Below are 21,308 nucleotides of genomic sequence, written 5' to 3' on the forward strand. Positions count from 1 at the left end.
CTAACATTCGGTCAGAAGTGGAAATACAATAGAACACTATATGCCGCTAGCATACAACTATTGCACCGCCAATTGCTAATGAGTGATTCTAGATTACTGCTTACAGGTAATAAGTTCTTGATATTAAATAATCAGCATGCCTGTTGGCGGGTTGAATCGGGGGTAATCGCTGTGTTTGCTATTCCCATTGATAATGGTATTGAGGGTAGTCGCCGTTATCTATTTAGCGTCAATCCAGGGGAAGCATTATTTGGCATATCAGCTAATAGCCATAAAATTTTAGCTATAGCAATGGAAGATACTGTACTGTGGCAGTTAACAAACCAAGAAGGCGACGAATGCCTAAGTCAGGAAATAGCAGCAAGTTTAGGGAAATTATTGCAGATTTGGGAAAAAAATATCTGTAATTATGCTGATGATAAATGGGTAAATCCTCCTGCTTTTTCCCATCCTGAAAAACTTACTGATTGGGAAACTATTCAAGTTATTCTCTATAAATTACATAGGGAATTCTGCCAAATTCTCATTGAAATAGAACAAGAGCAGTTAACCATCAAAAAGCAGCAATTCCAAGAACGAGAAAAACTTAACTATCAAGTAAAAGTTGGTGCTTTAGGCAATTTAGCATTAGTTCTCAAGCCAAAACAAGCTCAATTACAGGAAGGTACAAGCCTGATGATTGCTGCTGGTGCGGTGGGAAAGGCGTTAGAAATTAAGATTTTACCCCCTGCGCCTTCTGAGGACATGAAGCGGATTAAAGAACCATTAGAAGCGATCGCTCGTGCATCTCGAATCCGCATCCGCCGGGTATTACTTCAAGAGCAATGGTGGCAAAAAGATACTAGCGCCTTACTAGCATATACCAATCAAGATAACCGTCCTGTAGCTATACTGCCAGTAGGCGCCAGAAAATATGAAATCTTTGACCCAGAATATTCTACGCGCATTAGTGTTAACAATGATACGGCTAAACAACTAGCGCCGTTTGCTTACGTATTTTATCGCCCCCTACCAATGGAGAATGTGACAGCGATCGATTTGTTGCAGTTTGCCTTTAAGGGAAATATACAAGAAATAGCGATCGTCCTCTTGATGGGAGCTGTCGGCGCATTAGTAGGAATGCTAACCCCCTTAGCAACTGCCATTCTCATCGATTCCATTATTCCCGATGCCAACAAAGTTTTGTTAGTACAAATCAGTTTTGGTCTTTTGGCGGCTAGTTTTGGTGCAGTGGTTTTTCAAATTACCCAAGGGTTTTCCATCCTGAGATTAGAAAGTAAAGCCACTTTAGATTCTCAAGCCGCCCTTTGGGATAGACTACTCAATCTGCGGGTTTCCTTCTTTCGTGAGTATTCCATTGGGGATTTACAATCTCGTATTTCCATCATCACTCAAATTCGCCAGAAACTCAGCGGCACGCTTATAAGGACAATTTTCACCAGCTTTTTCTCCCTACTCAACTTGGGACTGTTATTTTTCTACAGTTCTAACTTGGCTTTAGTAGTCGTAGCAGTAGGACTATTAACGATTATCTTGACATCCATCTTTGGTGTTATTACCCGCCAGAAGTTGCGTGCTTTAGAAGAAACAGAGGGTGATATTTTTGGTTTTAATGTGCAGATGGTTGGTGGCATATCTAAACTCCGTGTCACAGGTGCAGAGGATAGAGCTTTTGCTCACTGGGCAAAAAAGTATAGTCAACAGCTAAAACTCAAGCTGAGTACAGAATTGATAGAAGATGCTTTAGCGATATTTAATACCGTCATGCCAACCATTAGTTCAATGATCATTTTTTGGTTGGCAGTCATGTTAGTTACACAAGCCCCATCTCCCAACGGCACAGGATTATCCACAGGTACATTTTTGGCATTTAACTCAGCCTTTGCCATATTTATCGCTGGCGCTACACAACTGAGCAACAGCATAATCAGCATATTGGATATCAGCATTTTCTGGGAACGGGCAAAGCCCATCTTTCAAGCCAAACCAGAAATTGACTTGAGTAAGAGCGATCCGGGACGATTAATAGGTAAAGTGAAAATCGATCGCGTAACTTTCCGCTATCGAGAGGATGGCCCCCTGAATTTAGATAATGTCACAATTGAGGCAGAACCAGGAGAATTTATTGCTTTGGTAGGGCCTTCTGGTAGTGGCAAATCAACAATTATTAGACTGTTGTTGGGGTTTGAAACATTAAAAAATGGCACCATTTACTATGATGGTCAAGAATTATCCGGGTTAGACATATCTGCGGTGCGGCGGCAAATTGGTGTAGTTCTACAAAATGGCCGCATTAATAGCGCTTCGATTTTTGAGAACATTTCTAGTAGCGCATTAGTGACAATGGCAGAGGCTTGGGAAGCCGCACAGATGGCTGGGCTTGCTGATGATATTAAGTCGATGCCAATGGGAATGCACACCGTTATTTCCGAAGGAGGGACAAACCTCTCTAGTGGGCAATGTCAACGGCTGTTAATTGCCCGTGCTTTAGTTTTAAAACCAAGAATCCTGATTTTTGATGAAGCTACCAGCGCTTTAGATAATCGTACCCAAGCCATAGTCAGTGCTAGTTTAGAGAATTTGGGAGTAACGCGCATAGTCATCGCCCATCGCCTCAGCACTATCCGCAACGCTGACAGAATTTATGTGATTGAAGCCGGTCGTATTATACAGCAGGGCAAATTTGAGGAATTAGTCAATCAAGAAGGATTATTCGCTAATTTGATGGCGCGACAGATGGCTTAATGGTCTATCGCATTAATTTTGCTGAGTGAATTAACTTTTCTAGACGTTGCATAATTGCGGGATGATTTCGCAAATTATACCAATTCAAAAAATGTTTGCGACAGATAAGGCATTAAGGATGAAGTTAAAACCAGTCAAAGAAGCAGCAATTTTAGGAGCCAGTTCAGCAGTTGAGCAACCTTATACCAGTTTTAGGTTTGGAATTAACACCTTTACCACCAGCCTGACAGGGAGCGTTCGGATGAATTATGCGATCGGGTGAAAATCTCCCCTAGTTTTCCCCGATTTATTTGTATTTTTTAAATTGTCCACCAAACAACCGAACCGAACAAGGATTTATTACCATGATTCAACTAAACAACAACAATGATGTACAATCTCAAATCATCGCTAGAGCTTTAAGAGATTCGAGTTTTAGACAATCCTTATTGAACGAGCCTAAAGCAGCAATCTCCCAAGAATTAGGTATAGATATTCCCGATTCAATTAACATTCAAGTACTGCAAGCAAATGATACAAACTTGTACTTAGTACTTCCTAGTGCTAATGAAGAAGAAGAGGAAGCAGAACTATCTCTAGAGCAACTAGCATCTGTAGCTGGTGGTGCGCCTAGCACAATTTGTAGCTGGAGTAAGACCTGTTTAGACTAATACTTTTAATGTTTTGACATTAAAGTGTAGGGTTTTTTATGAGATGTAGGGTGTTTTAAACGCTACTTAAAGTGCAGCTATTCACATTGTTTATAACTGTCATTCTGTAATGCAATATGAAAATAGGTAGCTTTATACACCCTACTAACTCTAGTTCTTGAGAGTGTGCCGCTAATTTTCTTTCTTCTATTGTTTGTTAATAATGACGTATTGGGAATTAATCTTTGTTTTAATTCTCTTACGTATTTCATTGTTTATTCTTTTCCTTAAAAAAATCATGGAAAAAAGTTTAGAAAAGTCTTTAAATTATATTATCAATAAATCTAGCACTATAGAAGAACGTCTAGCTAGCGGCTGGACTATTGATGAAACCCAAATTAACAAACAACTGGCGAATACTCGTCTGGACTCTTGGTGTCGCATTGCAGCAGAAGGGAATGAAACAAACTTTACTAAGCGTTTAGCTTGGCAAAATCTGGATTTAGCTCAAGTTCTCCCAGTTTTGGGTGCAACTAAATTTCCCAATAGTCCAAATGTCCCCAGTTGGGCTAAAACTTTAAAAACTATATTAGAAGCAACAGCATCCTTTCCCATTCAAAATTTAAGAAATTCTGATTCATTAGATAGGTGCTTTGATCCTCAGCATCCAATTCCCTTTGAAGAATTGTTTTTACCATTTATTCAAATTGCTAGACAAAAATTAATTGCTCAAGTGAATAGTAATGCTTTTTCACGTCTTGCTGAGACAGCACATATTTGTCTTGAGCGCAGCTTACTAAAGAGATTGTCTTCTACTTGCAGTCAGGCTCTTCATTTAGAATTTAATATCTTTCGCAATTTTAGGCAGTCTGCACTTAATAGTTTATTCCAACAAATTAAGAATGAGAAAACAGGGAGGGAGAAATATTTAGATTTTATTGAAAATTTACTCCAAGGACAATTATTAGAATTTTTCCAAGAATATAGTGTATTAGCTCGATTAGTTGCTATAGTATTAGACTTATGGGTGAATGCAACGGCTGAATTTATTCAACGTTTAGCTAGTGATTGGGATTTAATTCAGCATCAGTTCCATAGCGGGGAAAAATTGGGAGAAGTAGTTACTATCCAGTGTTCTATTTCCGATCCTCATCAGCAAGGACGCTCAGTTTTTATCCTGACATTTACATCAGGAATGAAATTAGTTTACAAGCCTAAAGACTGTGGTGTAGAAGTCGCCTACACTCAATTTTTAGATTGGTTAAATCAACAGGGTGTGCCTTTATCCTTTAAAGTACTTCAGGTATTAGATCGTTCTCAATATGGGTGGATAGAATTTGTAGAACAATTACCTTGCAATAATCCAACAGAAGCACATAATTACTATCAACGCATGGGGATGTTATTATGTTTATTGTATGCTTTGGATACCACAGATTGCCATAACGAAAATGTGATTGCTCACGGCGAGTATCCTGTTCTCGCAGATATGGAATCCCTCATGCAGCCTCGTCCACAAGTTGATGATGAGCATAATGATTCCACCGGAGCAATTTCTAAAGCTAATCAGCAAATAGCAAATTCTGTGTTACGAATTGGTTTATTACCTTGGTGGGAATTTGGCCCAGATGGTAGGACAGCCTACGATTTCAGCGCCATAGGAGGTACTTTAAACCAACAAACACCCTTTCGCCAACCCAAATGGCAAAATATTAATACCGATCGCATGAACACGATCAATGATTATGCAACCATAGGGGTTGAGAAAAATGTTCCTTTGTTGGATGGTGTACAGCTTTCACTGACAGACTACACCGGAGAAATTGTTGATGGTTTTGCTCAGATGTATCAGTTTCTACTAGAGCGCAGAGAAGCAATTTTAGCTCCCGATAGTCCTTTGACAAAGTTTAAGCATCAAGAACTGCGATTTATTTTTCGAGATACTCGAGTCTATGGATTTTTGTTATCTAGGACATTAGCACCAAAATATCTTAAAGATGGTATAGATCGCAGTATTGAGTTTGATGTTCTTAGTAGAGCTTTTCTCACTTCGGAAAAGATACATCCATTTTGGCAGGTACTAAAATATGAACTACAGGCTATGGAGCAGTTGGATGTACCTTATTTCACGATGCTTTCGGATAGCCAAGATTTAATACTTTCACCAACTGAAACTATCAAAAACTGTTGTCCGCTAGATAGTTTATCTGTAGTAAATCATCGGTTTAGAGAACTAGGAAATCAAGATTTACAACAACAGATTCAGTTGATCAAAGGCTCGCTATACTCCCATATTGTCCGCCATGAAAGTACGAACACAGATGAAGCCAAGGATATATCTCTAGATACAATCGCTGCTTTAAGTAATGAAGAGATACTAGAACAAGTAATGGCGATCGCATCCGATCTTAAAGATCGGGCAACTTATGCTGAGGATGGTAGTATCACGTGGATTGGTTTTCGTTATGTCTTCACTGCCCAGAGATTCAAATTACAGCCATTAGATTATAATTTATACAGTGGTACTACTGGAGTAGCCTTATTTTTTGCTGCCTTAGCCAAGGTGACAAAAGATGCAGAATGGCACGATTTAACACTAAGAATTTTGCAGCCACTACGTCAAAAATTGTTCAGTACAGAGTTTAACAAAATAGCTCAGGATATGGGCATTGGTGGCGCTGAAGGTTTAGGCTCACTAGTTTATGCTTTTGTCAGAATTAGTCAATTAATAGATGAGCCTGTACTGATAGAAGAAGCAACATATATTGCCTCATTTATTAGTCATGAACAGATTATTACAGATGAATATTTAGATGTAATCGCAGGGGTTGCTGGGACAATTTTAGGACTGTTGACATTATACAACGTCACTGGTGACTCAGGAATTTTGAAACAAGCGATCGCTTGTGGCGAACATTTACTAAAGCAGCGCGTTCTCGCTAACGGCAAGTACCAGGCTTGGAAAACCATTGACGAGCAAGTAATCATTGGATTTTCTCATGGAGTCACAGGCATTATTCATGCGTTGTTACAGTTATACGCAGTGACTAAAATACCATTCTTTTTAGAAGCTGCTGAAGAGGGAATTGCCTACGAACAATCAGTTTTCCATCCCCAAGCTAAAAATTGGTTACAAGGTGAAAATCCCCAAAATATGCGAATTGCCAGCTGGTGTTATGGTTCTACTGGTATTGGCTTAACTCGTATAGCCAATTTGGGCATTTTAGATAACAAAGGAATTCGCCAGGAAATAGAAACATCTGTCCAAGTTATCCAGAAGTTTGACATGAATGGAGCAGATTTTCTCTGCTGTGGCAATTTAGGAAAAATGGATTTTCTTTTAGAAGCAGCACACCGCCTTTCTCGCCCAGAATTATGCCAAACTGCTCAACAGCAAGCAGCTTGGATAATTCAAAGATCCCAATCTGCGGGAGGATTCTATCTATTTTCTAGGAAACTTTGCGATATTTACGATCCAGGTTTCTTTTTAGGAGTATCAGGTATTGGTTACCAGCTATTGCGGCTGATAGATAGCGAAAATTTGCCTTCAGTTTTGATGTGGGGATAAATTACTTTTAAAGGATTTATGTTATGGCAGTATTACTTAAACATCAAACAAAAGATTGTTTAGTCAAAGGTTTGGACTTTCTCCTGAAAAATCAGTTGCCTCATGGAGAATTTAAAACCTTCATATCTTTTAACCCAAAAATGCAGGAAAACTGCCAATATATTAGCACAACTTATATTACTACTTTTGTTTTCTACTCGCTCAGTTTTATCAATAATCCCAAAGTTAATACAATCCGAAATAAAGCTTTGCAATTTCTCTTCCAAGAAATGGAATCACCTGCTGTTTGGCGTTTCTTTGGTACTAATCGTAACATTAAAATATCTGGAGGCAGGTTCGTTTACTATACACCAATTGGGATTTTGCCAGATTTAGATGATACAGCTTGTGCATCGTTTTGTTTAAAAAGTAACGGCTTTAATGTGCCGGATAATTTAGATGTTTTTTTGAATAATATAAATAATGATGGATTGTTTTATACCTGGTTACAAGATTATCCTAAGCACCCAGAGTATACTAAACGCACACATTATATAGCACCTCCAGAAAATGATATTTGTAGTGGAGTTTTAGCAAATATTCTTTTATATCTGGGAGATAATGAATCTACCCAAAATGTAAGTAATTATTTAAATCAATTGATTTTGGAAGATAAAGAAGCCCAATCTTTTATCTACTTTCCGAATAACTTTGTGCTGCCTTATCTCATCTCTAGGGCTTATGCTAACGGTGCAAAATCATTACAAAAATCAGTAGGGAAAAACATAGAAAAAATTACCAACTCGTTGGCAAATGATGGTTCAATAAATCAAAGTCCATTATCAACAGCTTATGCCATCTGTACTGCTTTCAATTACGGTATCTTAGGTGATTGGTTACATCAAGCAATTATTTATCTCAGCCATACTCAGAGCGAAAATGGCTCTTGGTTTAAAGAACCTATGTGCCTTATAGAATCAGAGGTAGATGGCGGAACACTTCATTATGGCTCAGATGAATTTACCACAGCCATTTGTTTAGAAGCGTTGAGTCGTTATGAAAATTGGTTACAAAACTAGCTTAAATTGACAAATTATGAACAGTCCATTAACAGATTATCTCACAGCGATCGCTGCTGATATTCCACCTACTTTAATCGATTCTGAAAGTTTGGCGAATATTCAGCAACTAGTTAAAGAACTACCAGCAGAACTCACTTCTTTATTTGGGTTTGAATGTCGTTTAGGTAAAAATCAAGATACAGTGGACTTTTTATTATGTACAAGGCATTGTCAAGTTGGTTCACAAATCTTAACAGGTACTCATCCCAAAACAAAATTACCAGAAAGATTTTTCACAAATCCAGTTTGGCAGAAAGTTCGTAACTTTTCTAGTCTTTGGACTCAACCAAATTCACTGCTGAGCCAAAAAGTAGATAATGTTTGTCTAGAATTTGATATTGATAAAGAAAACCCTGATATTCCTGTTCCTAGTTTTTTTATTGGTGTGAAAAATCTGCGTCAAGAAATTTCCCAACCTGATAACTACTACCAATGGGTTGAGCAGTCATTGTTAGATTTAATGTTGGATCGTCAATTACCAACAGACGTAAAATCCAAGGTATGGGAATGTTTCACGAAAGTTCCCAACGAAGGCAGAATATTCCACATCGGTTTAATGCTGGCGAGAACTACTAACTCTGTGAGATTATGCCTTTCTGGTCTTTCTGGCACGGAAATTTTAGAATATTTATATAGTATTGGCTGGGAAGATATCAGTGGTAATTTTTCCCAAGAGCTGCTAAATATTTTTGATTTAGTTGACAGATTAGCTCTTGATATTGATGTGAGTACAACAGTTAATTCTAAGATTGGTGTAGAGTGCTATTTTGATTCGTTTACGCTAACTGGCGAGAACCCTAAATTGAATAAATTTTTAGAATATCTGGTCAAAAATAACTTATGTACGCCTGCCAAAAGCGATGCTCTTCTACAATGGCGAGGATATAATACGAGAAATACCCAAGAATTTTGGCCTCAACATCTCTTAACGGCAGCTGAATTACTCCAAGGAAATTTTATTAGTACTATCATTAGGGATATTAACCATATTAAGCTAGTTTATAGTCCTAACTCTCTACTACAAGCTAAGGGCTATATATTAGTTGAACACTACTGGTCACCCAAAAAACAGCAGAAACCAGCCGCAGTTACTGGCTAATGAATAACCATATAATTCATTATTAAGAAAGTATATAAAATCTAGATTTTTAAATTGGATATTTTGTTATAAATTAATCTCCTCTGCTTTCCTACTCCCTGTTATATGAATGGCTGAAAAAGACAGTATCTTCCGTAAAGAATCGCTGGAACGTTTATCTTCTCCAGAGAGATTAGATCAGTTAATGCAGATAGTTAATCCCCTGGATTGGCTACCTTTGGTTACATTAGGTAGTTTTATTGTATTAGGGATAGTTTGGAGTATTTGGGGACGCATTCCCATCACGGTGACAGGGAAGGGAATACTCATTCAACCCCATCAAGTTGTGACTTTGGAGTCGCCTATTTCCGGACAATTGAAAAGCGTGAATGTTAAACCAGGACAATGTATTAAAAAAGGTCATCTTCTCGCGACAATCGATCCCAGCGATCTCAGGCGACAGTTGCGATCGCAACACTCAAAACTAACGCAATTGCAGAAACAGGAACAAGGTTCAATCGTACTACAGCGACAACGCATTGCCACAGAAAAGGCTGCGATCGCTTCTGCTAGAGCAAGTCTTGTCAAACGTTTGCAGGATACTCAAGCTCTCACACCCGCATTTTATGAAAAAGGTTTAAAAGCCATTCATCAGCAACGTCTAAGTTTGCAGCAACGCCTGAATGATGCGATCGCCCTTGTACCTATCCTCAAAGATAGGTTAAATAAACGCCAGCAACTATTAGATGCGGGAGCGATCGCCAAGGATACATTGTTACAAGCAGGCCTAGAATACAAACAAGGACTACAAACTGTATACGATATCCGCGCTCAACTACAGCAGTTGGATGTGCAAGAAACAGAAGCACAGCAAAGATATTTAGGCAATCTCAGTTCCTTGGGAGAACTGCAAGCACAATTAAAAGACTTAGATACTAGAGGTAAACGTATTGAGCAAGAAAACTTAGAAACTATTAATAATAAAGCTAATCAAATTCAGGAAGTTAATCGAGCGATCGCTCAACTAGAACAACAAATATTAGATAACAGCCAAATTGTTAGTCTTAGCAGTGGTTGTGTATTAGAAGTGTCTGCTTTTGTAGGACAAGTCGCTAATCCCGGAAGTCCTCTTTTTAGCGTGAATGCTGGAGACAGAAATACCCCAATTATTGTAATATCCTACTTTGACGTGAAAGATGGTAAACAGATTCAATCAGGGATGAAGGTACAAATCACTCCCGATTCTGTAAAAAGAGAACGCTTTGGTGGCATCATTGGTCAAGTTACTTCTGTCTCCCCCCTACCCGTCACAAAGTCAGGAGCAAATTCCGTCATTGGTAATCCTGACTTAGTAGCTAAAATCCTACCAAACGGTGGTGGAGATATAGAAGTACGCGCTGAAATGATGCTCGATCCTTCTACCTTTAATGGTTATCGTTGGTCTTCTTCCCAAGGGCCAGAATTAAAAATTTCTCCGGGAACAACTACAAGTCTGCGCGTTCAAGTATCAGAGCAAGCACCAATTACATATATATTACCGTTTCTACGTGAATTTACTGGAATAAATTAAAGTTTTAGAGCAGCGAACTTGTGCAGTTAATATCCTTCATTAAAAAACTCTATCCTTTTCAGAAAAAAACTCCATCCCCAGAATTAGGCACACCACAGAGTCGTATTCCCCCTCGTGTGAAAACTCCCACCTTGCTGCAAATGGAGGCTGTGGAGTGCGGGGCAGCAGCTTTAGGTATTATTTTGGCCTATTACGGCAAAATTGTCCCCTTGGCAGAACTGCGACAAAATTGCGGTGTTTCCCGTGATGGTAGCAAAGCCTCTGACATTCTCATAGCAGCTAGAAGTTACGGGATGCAGGTTAAAGGTTTTAAAAAGCAGTTAACGCAATTACAAAAACTCCGCCCTCCATACATTGTATTTTGGAATTTTAATCATTTCGTCGTAGTAGAAGGATTTAAGCAAAATTGGGTTTATCTTAACGACCCAACCACAGGCCCAAGACGAATTTACTACCAAGAGTTTGATGAAGCTTATACAGGGGTTGTCCTGGTTATGGAACCAGGATCTGAATTTCAACGCGGAGGTCGTAAACCTAGTTTAATTGGCTCATTGCTTGACAGGGTACAGAGTTCTTGGGGAGCCATTTTCTATTGTTTACTCGCAGGATTTTTTCTTGTTATTCCAGGATTAGTGTTGCCGGTATTCAACCAAATTTTTGTCGATAAAGTTCTCGTAGAAAATCGTACAGATTGGTTGCGTCCCATAATTTTGGGAATGACAATCACTGTAATTATTCAAGGATGGTTAACATTTTTGCAAAGACGGTTTTTAAGAAAATTAAATATTAAGTTATCAGTAGAAATGTCTAGCCAATTTCTACAGCATATTTTGCGCTTGCCAATAGAATTTTATGCTCAAAGATTTGCCGGAGAAATCAGCAATAGGATTAATATTAATACCAAAGTGGCAGAAGTCCTATCAAGGCAGTTAGCTAGGACAGTAATTGATGCAGTAATGGTGATATTTTATGCCATAGTTATGCTTGCTTATGATGGCGTATTGACTGCAATTAGTGTCTGTTTTGCCGCAATTAATATGCTGGTATTACAGTGGGTTGCGCGGCAGCGTAGAGATATTTATACACGAAACTTACAAAACCAGGGTAAAGTCACAGGTACAGAAATTGCTGCGCTGCAAAGCATGGAAACCCTGAAAGCATCAGCCTTAGAGTCTGATTTCTTCTCCCGGTGGTCTGGTTACTACACAAAATTAATTAATAGTCAGCAGAAATTAGGCGTTACAAATCAACTATTAGGGGTTTTACCGCCATTTTTAACTAGTTTAAGTTCACTATCAATTTTAGCGATCGGTGGGCTGCGAGTAATGGATGGACATCTCAGCATTGGGATGTTGGTTGCCTTCCAAAGTTTAATGAATAGTTTTCTGGCCCCAGTCAACTCTCTAGTCAATTTTGGTAGTACTCTACAAGAACTAGAAGGCGATTTGAATCTTTTAGATGATGTGTTACAAAACCAAACCGATCCAGAATTAGACAGTCAAAATATACATATCAACACACTACAATATGCTTCATCCTGCCAACTCCGGGGATACGTGGAATTAAAAAATGTCACGTTTGGTTATTCGCAAATGGATGAGCCTTTAATTAAAAACCTAAGTTTTCAGCTACAGCCAGGACAAAGAGTTGCTCTTGTTGGTGCTAGCGGTTCAGGTAAATCAACAGTTGCTAAATTGTTAGCAGGGCTGTACCAACCCTGGTCGGGGGCAATTCTTTTTGATGGTATTCCCAGAGAGAAAATTCCCAGGTCGGTAATATCTAATTCTTTGGCAATGGTAGAACAGGAGATTTTTTTATATGCTGGCACTGTCAGAGATAATTTGACTTTATGGGATGATACAGTACTCAATTCTCAATTAGTACGGGCTTGTAAAGATGCTGCGATTTATGAAGAAATCCTAGCTTTATCTGGAGGATATGATAGCAACTTGCTTGAGGGTGCAGCTAATTTGAGTGGAGGACAGCGCCAGCGTTTAGAAATTGCTCGTGCATTGGTCAATGAACCGACAATTTTAGTCATGGATGAAGCGACTAGTGCTTTAGATGCAGAGACAGAAAGAATCATTGACCGGAATCTGCGTTATCGCGGATGTTCTTGCATTATTGTTGCTCACCGGTTAAGTACCATCCGCGACTGTGATGAAATCATTGTTCTAGAAAAAGGTGAGGTAATACAGCGAGGTATCCATCAAGAAATGTTACAGATTAATAGCCCCTATGCAAAATTGATTCAATTAGACCTGACAAGTTAAAAATTTATTTGGTGTTGCTAGAACGGCTATTTTGAGTATTTTAGCTGATTGACAAAAGGCACTTTATCTTAATATCTCATCGAGAAGTAAACACTAATTCAGGAATTCATCAAAGTCACGCTAACTGCCCAGTACTTCACTGATTTGCTCCGCCAGTTTTAATGGACGGAAAGGCTTGGCAAAAATAGCAGCAACATCCAAATCAGTAAATCTCTCTCGATCCGATAACTGAAATTTGGCTGTTAATAAAATTACTGGAATTTTTTTAGTGGCGGGGTTAGCTTTCAGTTGTTGCAGAGTTGCACGCCCATCCATATCAGGCATCATCATATCTAGTAAGATGACATCTAGTTTATGGTTAACAGCTACGTTTAAGGCTTCTTGACCAGAACTAGCTGTCAAAACATTCCAACCAGCACCCATTTCTAATCCCAACTTGGCGATCGCTCGCACATCTTCTTCATCATCAACAATCAAGATATTTTTGCTCATAATGACACTCTTGCACGATGTATGTGCTGATTTGCTTGATCGCTATTGAGATATTCTAAAGCTAAATCGGGGAAAAGCAGGGGAGAATTAAACAGTTAGAAGCTATTTATTAGAAAGCTGCCAAAGGTAACAGTACATAAAACGTGCTACCTTCACCTAAAATGCTCTCAACCCAGATTTTACCGTTATGTTGCTGGACAATATTTCGGCAAATAGCCAATCCTAAACCTGTTCCTCCTTTCTTGCGGGAGTCGGATGCATCTACCTGCTGAAAGCGCTCGAAGATTATTTGTAATTTATCTTTAGGAATTCCTCGCCCTTCATCTCGAATAGTAATCAGCAGGAAACTGGGTAATAGAGTGCTTTGTGTTGAAGAATAGTCGTTTTCTCCCAACTCAACACCCTTGTGTTCTGCGAGTGTGGCACTTACCCACACAGTATCACCTGGTTCAGAAAACTTAATAGCGTTATTTATTAAGTTGGTCAGAGTTTGCAGTAGGCGATCGGGGTCTGCCCAAAGTTCAATTGCTAGAGGATGGACAATCAGTTTAACTTGCAATTTATCTGCCATTGCCTGCATTGTTTCTGTTGCCATAATCAGCAGGTCAGCAGCGTTGCACTTCACCTTCTGCATGAAAATTTTGACTGATTTCATCCGCTCTAAATCGAGAATATCATTTATCAATCGGATCAGCCGTTCAGTATTAGTAGTAGCAATGCTCAGAACTTTTTGTCCCTGTTCAGTTAGAGTTCCTAATTGTCCTGCACCCAACAAATCTAACGCTCCCATTGTAGAGGTTAAAGGTGTACGTAATTCGTGACTAACTAGAGAGATAAACTCGTTTTCCAAGCGTTTACGTTCGGTGATGTCGTTGGCAATCAATAAAGCGCATTGCACCCCACCCAGGTCAATCAATTCGATAGATAGCAGTATAATCTTGACCTCTCCAGACTTGGTAGAAAATTCAAATTCCTGATTATAGAGTGGCCCAGTATCAGATAAAAGTTGGATGGCCTTGGCGATCGCTACTGCATCCTTACCTAAATTAAGTTCAGCAACCGTATCATCAATCACTTCCTCTAGACAATAGCCGCTCATCTTCAAGAAACTAGGATTGACATCAATAAACCGTGCTTCAGAAATGGTGGCGATCACGATCGGATTGGGACTAGAGCGAAAAACTTTAGTAAACTTCTCTTCTGCTTTGGCGCGATCGTGAATTTCCTGCTGCAACCGCTCATTTTGGGCTTGGAGTTGTTGTTGCAGTTTCCAAATCGTCAAGTGATTTTCAATTCGTGCTAAAACCTCTTCGAGTTGAAAAGGCTTAGTTATATAGTCTACTCCACCAACTGCAAACGCCTTCACTTTATCCAGCACATCACCCAAAGCGCTGATAAAAATTACCGGAATTTCGCGGGTGCGATCGCTTGCCTTTAGGTGTTGGCAGACTTCATAACCATTCATCTCCGGCATATTCACATCCAACAAAATCAGATCAGGGGGAACTGCATTTGCCCCCCGTAACCCCGTAGAACCTTTAGTTACGCTGCGAACTTTGTATCCCTGTTCCGTCAGCATCGCAGATAGGAGGTTCAGGTTTTCAGGCGTGTCATCAATCACCAGTATGTCTGCTTTTGGCAAATTGAGTGGCTCTTTAGGCATGGCAATATCGACTTTAGCCAAAATAGGCTACTAATTCTTCTTAGAGATTTTAACCTTAGTTCCATATCTTAATAATCATTTACAAAAACATATCAATTACCCATTTATCTCCCCTAGTTCTCCCCGATTAATTTTTAATCTTAAAAACATCAAATCAAATTAGTAGCTGACGCTTACTAAAACATAACAAAGAGTAACTTATATGCCAACTTCAACCATACGTAAACCAATTATTTTAGCACCAAAAGAAGGTAAGCAATTCTCGATTCTTGGTGGACAATTTACAACAAAAGCAACCGAAGAAGAGACAAATCAAGCTTGGATAATTTATGAAGTTACAGATACACAAGAAAATGGGCCGCCACTGCACACTCACCCTTGGGAAGAAGCATTTTATATTCTCGAAGGTGAACTAGACATCCAAGTTGGTACAGAAACAATTTTGGCATCAACAGGCTTTTTCATTAACATTCCTCACAATGCACCACACGCCTTCAAGATTCGTTCTGCTACTGCTAAATTTCTGGTTTTAATTTCGCCTCAAGGCGCGAAAAACTTTTATGAAAAAATGAGTCAAGTAGCAGATAGTTCATCGTTAAACATGGAAAAAGTGCAACCTGTTTTGAACAAATATGGATTGCGATTCCTTGCGTGAACATTTTGTTTGGATGCAGCGCACAGCTAGCTATGCGCTCTAGTGTTAACGGCTATATATAAACACGTAGACTTCGCGTCTTAAATTGCTTTAGTTGGTAAATAAATCTATTTCTAGAAAAGTCCTATGAACTCAATAACAAACAAGCAACTCTATTCCATGCCAAAAGCTGTTCGCCTTTTCGCTTCTAGTGCCCTGAGTTTGGGCCTCACCGCTAGCCTTGTTTTTTACCCAAGCGCGAGTCAGGCGGGTAAAAACGACACTGGAGTGCCTACCGAACTCCAAGGCGAGTGGCGGTACGGTCGAATCTCGTCCATCCAATACCAAGACAGCTACACAGGGCAGTCAGCAGCCCCAAATGGTTCAAGCGATCAATTTCAACTCGCATCTAACGGAAACTATAAGCGAAATAGACTGCTTCAGATTAACACCTACAACTGTGCTTCTAACCTCTTCATAGAGGAAAAAGGCAAAGTTAAGATTGAGGGTCAACGCTTTACTTTCCAACCTAGTGACAGCACATCCAAAGGGCAAATCTGTAATAGTGGGCGCACCTATTCTAGCCGCAATTCAGCAAAGCCGGAGACTTACGAGTGGTCGGTTGAGACGAACGAATACGGGCAGCAGGTTCTGGTGCTTGAGACCACTGATGGGCAGGGCAAAGCTCATTACGGGCGACCTCAATAAGCTAATAAGCATTCAAGAGTTAAGGATTTTTCTCTCCTCACTCTTTCTTGCTTCCCCTAGTTTTCCCCGATTATTTTCTAATCTACAAAATATCAAACTGAGGTTATCCCATGATTCACCATATTTCAATTGCTGTTAGAAACCCTAGCCATGTTGCTCAAGTTCTGGCAGAAATCCTAAAAGCGCAAGCTGTTCCCTTTTTTCCTAACCCAGGAAGCTATATGGTTATACCTTTTGATGAATACGGTACAGCCATTGAACTTTATCCTTTAGGTTCTCAAATTGAACCTGGTGAAAATGATGAAGAATGCGTATTTGTGCATACTGCAATTATCTCTATGTATACAGGTATTCATGCAGCTATTTCTGTACCCAGTAGTCAGAAAGAAATTGAACAAATCGGTGTCCGTGAAGGTTGGCGTGTAGTGCGCTGTAGCCGCGATTCTTTCTTTGATGTGATTGAGTTCTGGGTGGAAAATAGATTAATGATAGAACTATTAACACCAGAAATGGCATCTCAGTATTTGAAATTTGCCACTCAGCAAGAAAATCTGAAATATTTTTTGGCAGAACCAGCTTTAGCCACAAATTAATCAACTTTAAGCGTTCAATTTGCATGGTTGCAGTCCATACAAATTAAACGCTTACTTTTCTCTATTTCTACTTTTTAACGGGAATTAGACGGCTCATATAATGTCCATCTAATTAGCTGAATAAAAAGACCACTAAGAGATTTTACTACGCAAAACCGTTCCTCTCCGAATCGGAGAGAGACAGACTCGAACTTTAGTTCAAGACCAATACGCTTGGGTTAAGGGCTACTGGCAAAAATTTTGGGTTTTTGATACGCGATAAATCGCCGTCTCTACAAGTTTTTTGGTCTTATCTGAACTGTATTGAGTTCAAGGCAGAAAGAGGTTCGTCGAATTCATGTTTCTTATTTGCCAAAAAACTTCTAAAATTAGGACTGCGATCACTAATTAAATCTCACTTGATTAATTACGAATTACAAGTTCAATACCTTCGCCAATTTACGAGAGTGAGATGATGATACTTTAACCATTAACTCCCATTTCTTTGAAGGTTGGCAAAAACAATCAGTTCTAAAAATTCCTTTAAGGTTTCCCACAAGGGTTTTTTAGCGTATTGACGGCAGGATAAGGGTTTCAGATTCCAAACCACATTTTCATCAAACCGCTTATATATGCTTAATTTTGCCGTTTTTGCCAAAATTTATCTAGGCTCTTATTTTGGCAAAGGTATTGACAAGTTATCCTCCGTTATACTGATAATTTCATCAAAGCAGAAGCTGCGGACTAAATTTGTCAATTTTTCTGCCAAAGCAGAATGTGTTGGTGGAATTTGCTCAATTAATTGGAAAATCCTTTCAGCATCGACTTCAACAGCTGCCTGATTAAGTTTTATTACCCATTGGGTAGGCATAATGGTAATTGCAGAGCGAAGATCCAAGATGGAAAATTGACTACTCTCTAGGTTGTTGTCTGTTCCATCTTCACTGCTTTCTTCTGCACAGATATAACGCACCTGCAAATATTCAGCTATCTTTTCAAAAATCACTTGCTCCCAGAATGGCTTACGAACCAAGTCGTCGCAACCTGCGGCTAAGATACCTGCCTGTTGTTCTTCAAAAGCACTGGCAGTTAAGGCAATAATTATAGTGCGAAAATTTGCATCTGTACTTCTTTCCCTGGCTCTAATCTCTTTAGTTGCATCGTAACCGTTCATAATAGGCATCCGCATGTTAATAGCCCCGCTACACCAAAATGCCAAAGTGCGGACTTTAGTTTTTGGCTCATCACCAAACTCAGTAACTAAGGCATATTGAACTTGTAACACCTCGGCAAGGTAACGAACGCAGGAATTGAAAAATTCATCACTTGTTTTTGCTGCTGTGCCCTCAACAATTAAGCGTAAAGCCTGTTCTTGCTGTTTGCGATCGCTAATATCTGTAAAAACAGAATCCAAACAGGATTCTTCTGCGTTGAGACGGAGTGACAATAGTACCCAAACAAGCGAACCATCAAGCCGGCGCAGTGCTACTTCAAAATTACGAACTTCACCGTCCTTTTCTAACTCTGCTAACATCCGCGTGCGATCGTCTGGATTAACATATAAGTCAGTTGTGAAATACTTGTCAATTAAGTCAGCAGCAGAGGTAAAACCTAATATCTCAGCCCCACGTTGATTAGCATCGATAATCAATCCATCTTTTTGGCAGGTGCGGAAAATCCCCACTTGGGAATTTTCAAAGATGTTGCGGTATTTCATTTCACTACAACGCAAAGCTTCTTCTGCTTGCTTACGTTCAGTAATGTCACGCCCCACACCTGTGATCGCAATTCCATCACTGGGAGTGTTGATTGTCGAAGTGTTAAAGTTGAACCATCGCCAGCTGCCGTCTTTGTGTCTTAATCGCACCTCAATATCAGTCAGCTTTTCTCCAGTCACACTCCTTTGTAAGGCTGACATACTAATTGTTGAATCTTTAGGCTCGACGAACTCCATCATAGAATGACCTTCCACTTCTGCCAGGCTGTATCCCAGGATTGGGGTAACATTAGGCGAATGATAAGTAAAGGTTCCGTCAGGGGTGAGGACAAATATCAGGTCATTGGCATTTTCGATGATAGTACGGAACTTTAACTCACTCTCCTGGAGGGCTTTTTGAGCGCGTTTGCGTTCTGTGGCATCAGTCCCGACTGAAAGTATTTCGATTAAGTTTCCTTGTGCATCTAAAATGGGTTTATTGGCCCAGACTATCCAGACGCGATCGCCATTTTTGCACAAGTTTTCATTTTCATTAAATAAATAGTTTTCTGGGTGTTGACAAATATCAACCATTAATGTTTGTAAGTCATGCCCAGAAGTTTCGGTTTTAGGGACAATTGTACCGACAACATTGCGTCCTGTAATCTCTTGAGCATAGAAGCCAAAAAGCTTTTGACCGTAGTTATTTAAATATATGATGTCGCCCTTACTATCCCAACGCAGAATAATGCAGTTGGCTGTTTGCACTAAATCGCGGTACTGTACTTCGCTTTGTCGTAATGCTTCCTCAGTGCGTTTACGATCGGTAATATTCCGCACCATTACCAAGATGTGTCGTTTGCCATTGTAAATGCAAGTCGTTCCTGTAACTTCCACATCGATCAAAGTACCATCTTTGTGGATATCGACTGCTTGTCCATAAAATTGCCCACCAGTTCGCGTTGTTTCAAGAAACTCACGAAACACTGAATGTGAGTCTGGGTGAATGTAGGCTGATAGATGCAAAGCAATTAATTCTTCGTAAGTGTAACCATACAACTGACATGCAGCAGGATTAAGTTCCACAACTGTTTCGGTTTCCATGTCAGTAATAAAGACTCCATCATTGATAGCTTCAAAAATACTGCGGTATTGTAGCTCACTTTGTCGTAGTGCTTCTTCTGCTCTTTGGCGCTGCGTAATGTCGCGGAAACTCCACACTCTACCAATAATCTGTTCGCCGATGCGCTGAGGACAGGAGTATCGCTCAAATATTCTGCCATCTTGCAGTTCTAAGCAGTCGTGACTAACTAGTTCAGGTTGTGAGTATAATTCTCGGACTCGTTGCAAAAACACACCCGGGTCTTTTAACTGATTTGCCAGATACGCCAACCGCTTAGGATGATCTGGTTCTGTCAAAAGTTCTGGTGGAATTGACCACATTTCTAAGAACTTTTGGTTGTAACTAGTGATATTACTTAAGCTATCGACTACTAAGATACCGTCTTGAATCGATTCAAAGATAGCGCTTAACAGAGATAAAGAGTTTTCTAAAGCAACTTGAGTTTGTTTGCGTTCGCTCAAATCCCGCCCTAAAACCACCAGAGCTTTGCGTCTACCATCCTGGTGAAATAGGGGAGCTTTAATCATATCTACACTGCTCACTGTGCCATCAGGCCGGGGTATAACTTCTTCTACCCAATGCACACATCCCAATTGCCAAGCTTGTTCATCTGTTTTGTCGCAGTTGATCAAAGCATCATGATAAAAATTGCTAAATTCTGCTAGTTCTGAGTCTGTTTTGCCTTGATAATCAACGCCTTGTAGCTGTAAAAATTCTAGGTTAGCCTGGTTTGATAGCAACCATTTTCCCTCGCTGTCCTTCAAACAGATAATATCGGGTGTAGCGTTAATTAATGTCTGCAAACGCTCCTCAATCTCTTGCAGGGATTCTTGAGTTTGTTTTGCCAGCGTAATATCCCGAATCACCAGTATTGCACATTGATAATCACTCAGCCCGGTACAGTTACCGGAGATGTCCAGTGTTAAAGTCTGCTCATACTGCTGGAACTGGTAGTTTGCTGTTTCGTACTCACCATTGAGTATCCGCACATCAGGATAGCAGGGTAAAGCAATTGGTTGTCCTGCTTGTGCTAATGGTAGTAAGTCAGTTAACTTCGCACCGCATACAGTGTTGTGGGGTTGATTCACCAAACGCTCAAAGCTAGGGTTGCACCATTGGATGCATCGATCTTCTCCTACCCAGACTACAGCATCAGTGATCGCACTTAATGTTACTTCCATTTTGGTGAGGGTAGCTTGCAATTGCTTTACCTGCTCCAATTGTTTAGCGCTCATCACCAACTCCTTAAAATCTCCTAGATAGATAAATCAATTTGGTATAGCAATTGTATCTTTAGTTGATCGTCAGGATATTTAACTACAGCAAAACTACATATTGGCTTTAAATCTTATGGCAAATATGCAGATATTAGCATTCTAAAAGCTAGAGGGACACTTTGGTAGAACCCAATAAATGAAAGCCTTTCAGGGCTTGCATCCTCCAGCTTTTGGCTACAA

At 39.7% G+C, this 21,308-nt stretch carries 14 protein-coding genes; 11 read left to right on the forward strand and 3 right to left on the reverse strand.

Going from position 1 to position 21,308, the window contains the following annotated elements:
• The first annotated feature begins 78 nt into the window (after nucleotides 1-78).
• The 8 genes from WKK05_RS14450 (at nucleotide 79) to WKK05_RS14485 (ending at nucleotide 12,963) form a co-directional block, all read left to right on the forward strand.
• The gene (locus WKK05_RS14450; RefSeq protein WP_341530333.1) at nucleotides 79-2,745 is read left to right on the forward strand and encodes an NHLP bacteriocin export ABC transporter permease/ATPase subunit; all 2,667 of its coding nucleotides are present in this window, start codon (nucleotides 79-81) and stop codon (nucleotides 2,743-2,745) included.
• A gap of 61 nt (nucleotides 2,746-2,806) precedes the next feature.
• The gene (locus WKK05_RS14455; protein WP_341530334.1) at nucleotides 2,807-3,007 is read left to right on the forward strand and encodes a hypothetical protein; all 201 of its coding nucleotides are present in this window, start codon (nucleotides 2,807-2,809) and stop codon (nucleotides 3,005-3,007) included.
• Nucleotides 3,008-3,089: 82 nt separating this feature from the next.
• A complete protein-coding gene (locus tag WKK05_RS14460; protein ID WP_341530335.1) occupies nucleotides 3,090-3,395 on the forward strand; it encodes an NHLP leader peptide family RiPP precursor in 306 nt (101 codons plus the stop codon).
• A 277-nt stretch (nucleotides 3,396-3,672) separates the two neighbouring features.
• Nucleotides 3,673-6,942, forward strand: a complete 3,270-nt coding sequence (locus WKK05_RS14465) for a type 2 lanthipeptide synthetase LanM family protein (RefSeq protein WP_341530336.1) — start codon at nucleotides 3,673-3,675, stop codon at nucleotides 6,940-6,942.
• A gap of 23 nt (nucleotides 6,943-6,965) precedes the next feature.
• A complete protein-coding gene (locus WKK05_RS14470; protein WP_341530337.1) occupies nucleotides 6,966-8,000 on the forward strand; it encodes a hypothetical protein in 1,035 nt (344 codons plus the stop codon).
• Between the two features lie 16 nt (nucleotides 8,001-8,016).
• Complete coding sequence (locus tag WKK05_RS14475) at nucleotides 8,017-9,141, forward strand: hypothetical protein (RefSeq protein ID WP_341530338.1); 1,125 nt, start codon at nucleotides 8,017-8,019, stop codon at nucleotides 9,139-9,141.
• Between the two features lie 109 nt (nucleotides 9,142-9,250).
• Nucleotides 9,251-10,690, forward strand: coding sequence for an NHLP bacteriocin system secretion protein (locus WKK05_RS14480; RefSeq protein WP_341530339.1), 1,440 nt, complete (start codon nucleotides 9,251-9,253; stop codon nucleotides 10,688-10,690).
• Between the two features lie 116 nt (nucleotides 10,691-10,806).
• A complete protein-coding gene (locus WKK05_RS14485; protein WP_341531089.1) occupies nucleotides 10,807-12,963 on the forward strand; it encodes an NHLP family bacteriocin export ABC transporter peptidase/permease/ATPase subunit in 2,157 nt (718 codons plus the stop codon).
• 120 nt (nucleotides 12,964-13,083) lie between these two features.
• Here WKK05_RS14485 and WKK05_RS14490 read toward each other — a convergent pair whose 3' ends face one another.
• Both WKK05_RS14490 and WKK05_RS14495 read right to left on the reverse strand, forming a co-directional pair.
• Nucleotides 13,084-13,455 carry a response regulator gene (locus tag WKK05_RS14490; RefSeq protein ID WP_341530340.1) on the reverse strand — a complete coding sequence of 124 codons (372 nt, stop codon included), beginning with the start codon at nucleotides 13,453-13,455 and terminating at the stop codon, nucleotides 13,084-13,086.
• Between the two features lie 109 nt (nucleotides 13,456-13,564).
• Nucleotides 13,565-15,139, reverse strand: a complete 1,575-nt coding sequence (locus WKK05_RS14495) for an ATP-binding protein (RefSeq protein ID WP_341530341.1) — start codon at nucleotides 15,137-15,139, stop codon at nucleotides 13,565-13,567.
• Between the two features lie 181 nt (nucleotides 15,140-15,320).
• Between WKK05_RS14495 and WKK05_RS14500 the strand changes: the two genes are divergently transcribed.
• From WKK05_RS14500 to WKK05_RS14510, 3 genes are all read left to right on the forward strand, one after another.
• Nucleotides 15,321-15,773, forward strand: coding sequence for a cupin domain-containing protein (locus WKK05_RS14500; RefSeq protein ID WP_341530342.1), 453 nt, complete (start codon nucleotides 15,321-15,323; stop codon nucleotides 15,771-15,773).
• Nucleotides 15,774-15,899: 126 nt separating this feature from the next.
• Nucleotides 15,900-16,460 (forward strand): hypothetical protein, encoded by a 561-nt coding sequence (locus tag WKK05_RS14505; protein WP_341530343.1) that lies wholly within the window; start codon nucleotides 15,900-15,902, stop codon nucleotides 16,458-16,460.
• A gap of 110 nt (nucleotides 16,461-16,570) precedes the next feature.
• Nucleotides 16,571-17,053, forward strand: a complete 483-nt coding sequence (locus WKK05_RS14510; RefSeq protein ID WP_341530344.1) for a hypothetical protein — start codon at nucleotides 16,571-16,573, stop codon at nucleotides 17,051-17,053.
• Between the two features lie 652 nt (nucleotides 17,054-17,705).
• Here WKK05_RS14510 and WKK05_RS14515 read toward each other — a convergent pair.
• Nucleotides 17,706-21,086, reverse strand: a complete 3,381-nt coding sequence (locus tag WKK05_RS14515) for a PAS domain S-box protein (RefSeq protein WP_341530345.1) — start codon at nucleotides 21,084-21,086, stop codon at nucleotides 17,706-17,708.
• Nucleotides 21,087-21,308 lie beyond the last annotated feature (222 nt).

It is taken from the genome of Nostoc sp. UHCC 0302 (assembly GCF_038096175.1).
Lineage (GTDB): Bacteria > Cyanobacteriota > Cyanobacteriia > Cyanobacteriales > Nostocaceae > UHCC-0302.

Coding starts and splice junctions, on each gene's coding strand:
- WKK05_RS14480 (WP_341530339.1), top strand. CDS start 9,251: ATGGCTGAAAAAGACAGTATCTTCCGTAAAGAATCGCTGGAACGTTTA.
- WKK05_RS14490 (WP_341530340.1), bottom strand. CDS start 13,455: ATGAGCAAAAATATCTTGATTGTTGATGATGAAGAAGATGTGCGAGCG.
- WKK05_RS14510 (WP_341530344.1), top strand. CDS start 16,571: ATGATTCACCATATTTCAATTGCTGTTAGAAACCCTAGCCATGTTGCT.
- WKK05_RS14465 (WP_341530336.1), top strand. CDS start 3,673: ATGGAAAAAAGTTTAGAAAAGTCTTTAAATTATATTATCAATAAATCT.
- WKK05_RS14475 (WP_341530338.1), top strand. CDS start 8,017: ATGAACAGTCCATTAACAGATTATCTCACAGCGATCGCTGCTGATATT.
- WKK05_RS14505 (WP_341530343.1), top strand. CDS start 15,900: ATGAACTCAATAACAAACAAGCAACTCTATTCCATGCCAAAAGCTGTT.
- WKK05_RS14515 (WP_341530345.1), bottom strand. CDS start 21,086: ATGAGCGCTAAACAATTGGAGCAGGTAAAGCAATTGCAAGCTACCCTC.
- WKK05_RS14500 (WP_341530342.1), top strand. CDS start 15,321: ATGCCAACTTCAACCATACGTAAACCAATTATTTTAGCACCAAAAGAA.
- WKK05_RS14455 (WP_341530334.1), top strand. CDS start 2,807: ATGATTTCGCAAATTATACCAATTCAAAAAATGTTTGCGACAGATAAG.
- WKK05_RS14460 (WP_341530335.1), top strand. CDS start 3,090: ATGATTCAACTAAACAACAACAATGATGTACAATCTCAAATCATCGCT.
- WKK05_RS14450 (WP_341530333.1), top strand. CDS start 79: ATGAGTGATTCTAGATTACTGCTTACAGGTAATAAGTTCTTGATATTA.
- WKK05_RS14470 (WP_341530337.1), top strand. CDS start 6,966: ATGGCAGTATTACTTAAACATCAAACAAAAGATTGTTTAGTCAAAGGT.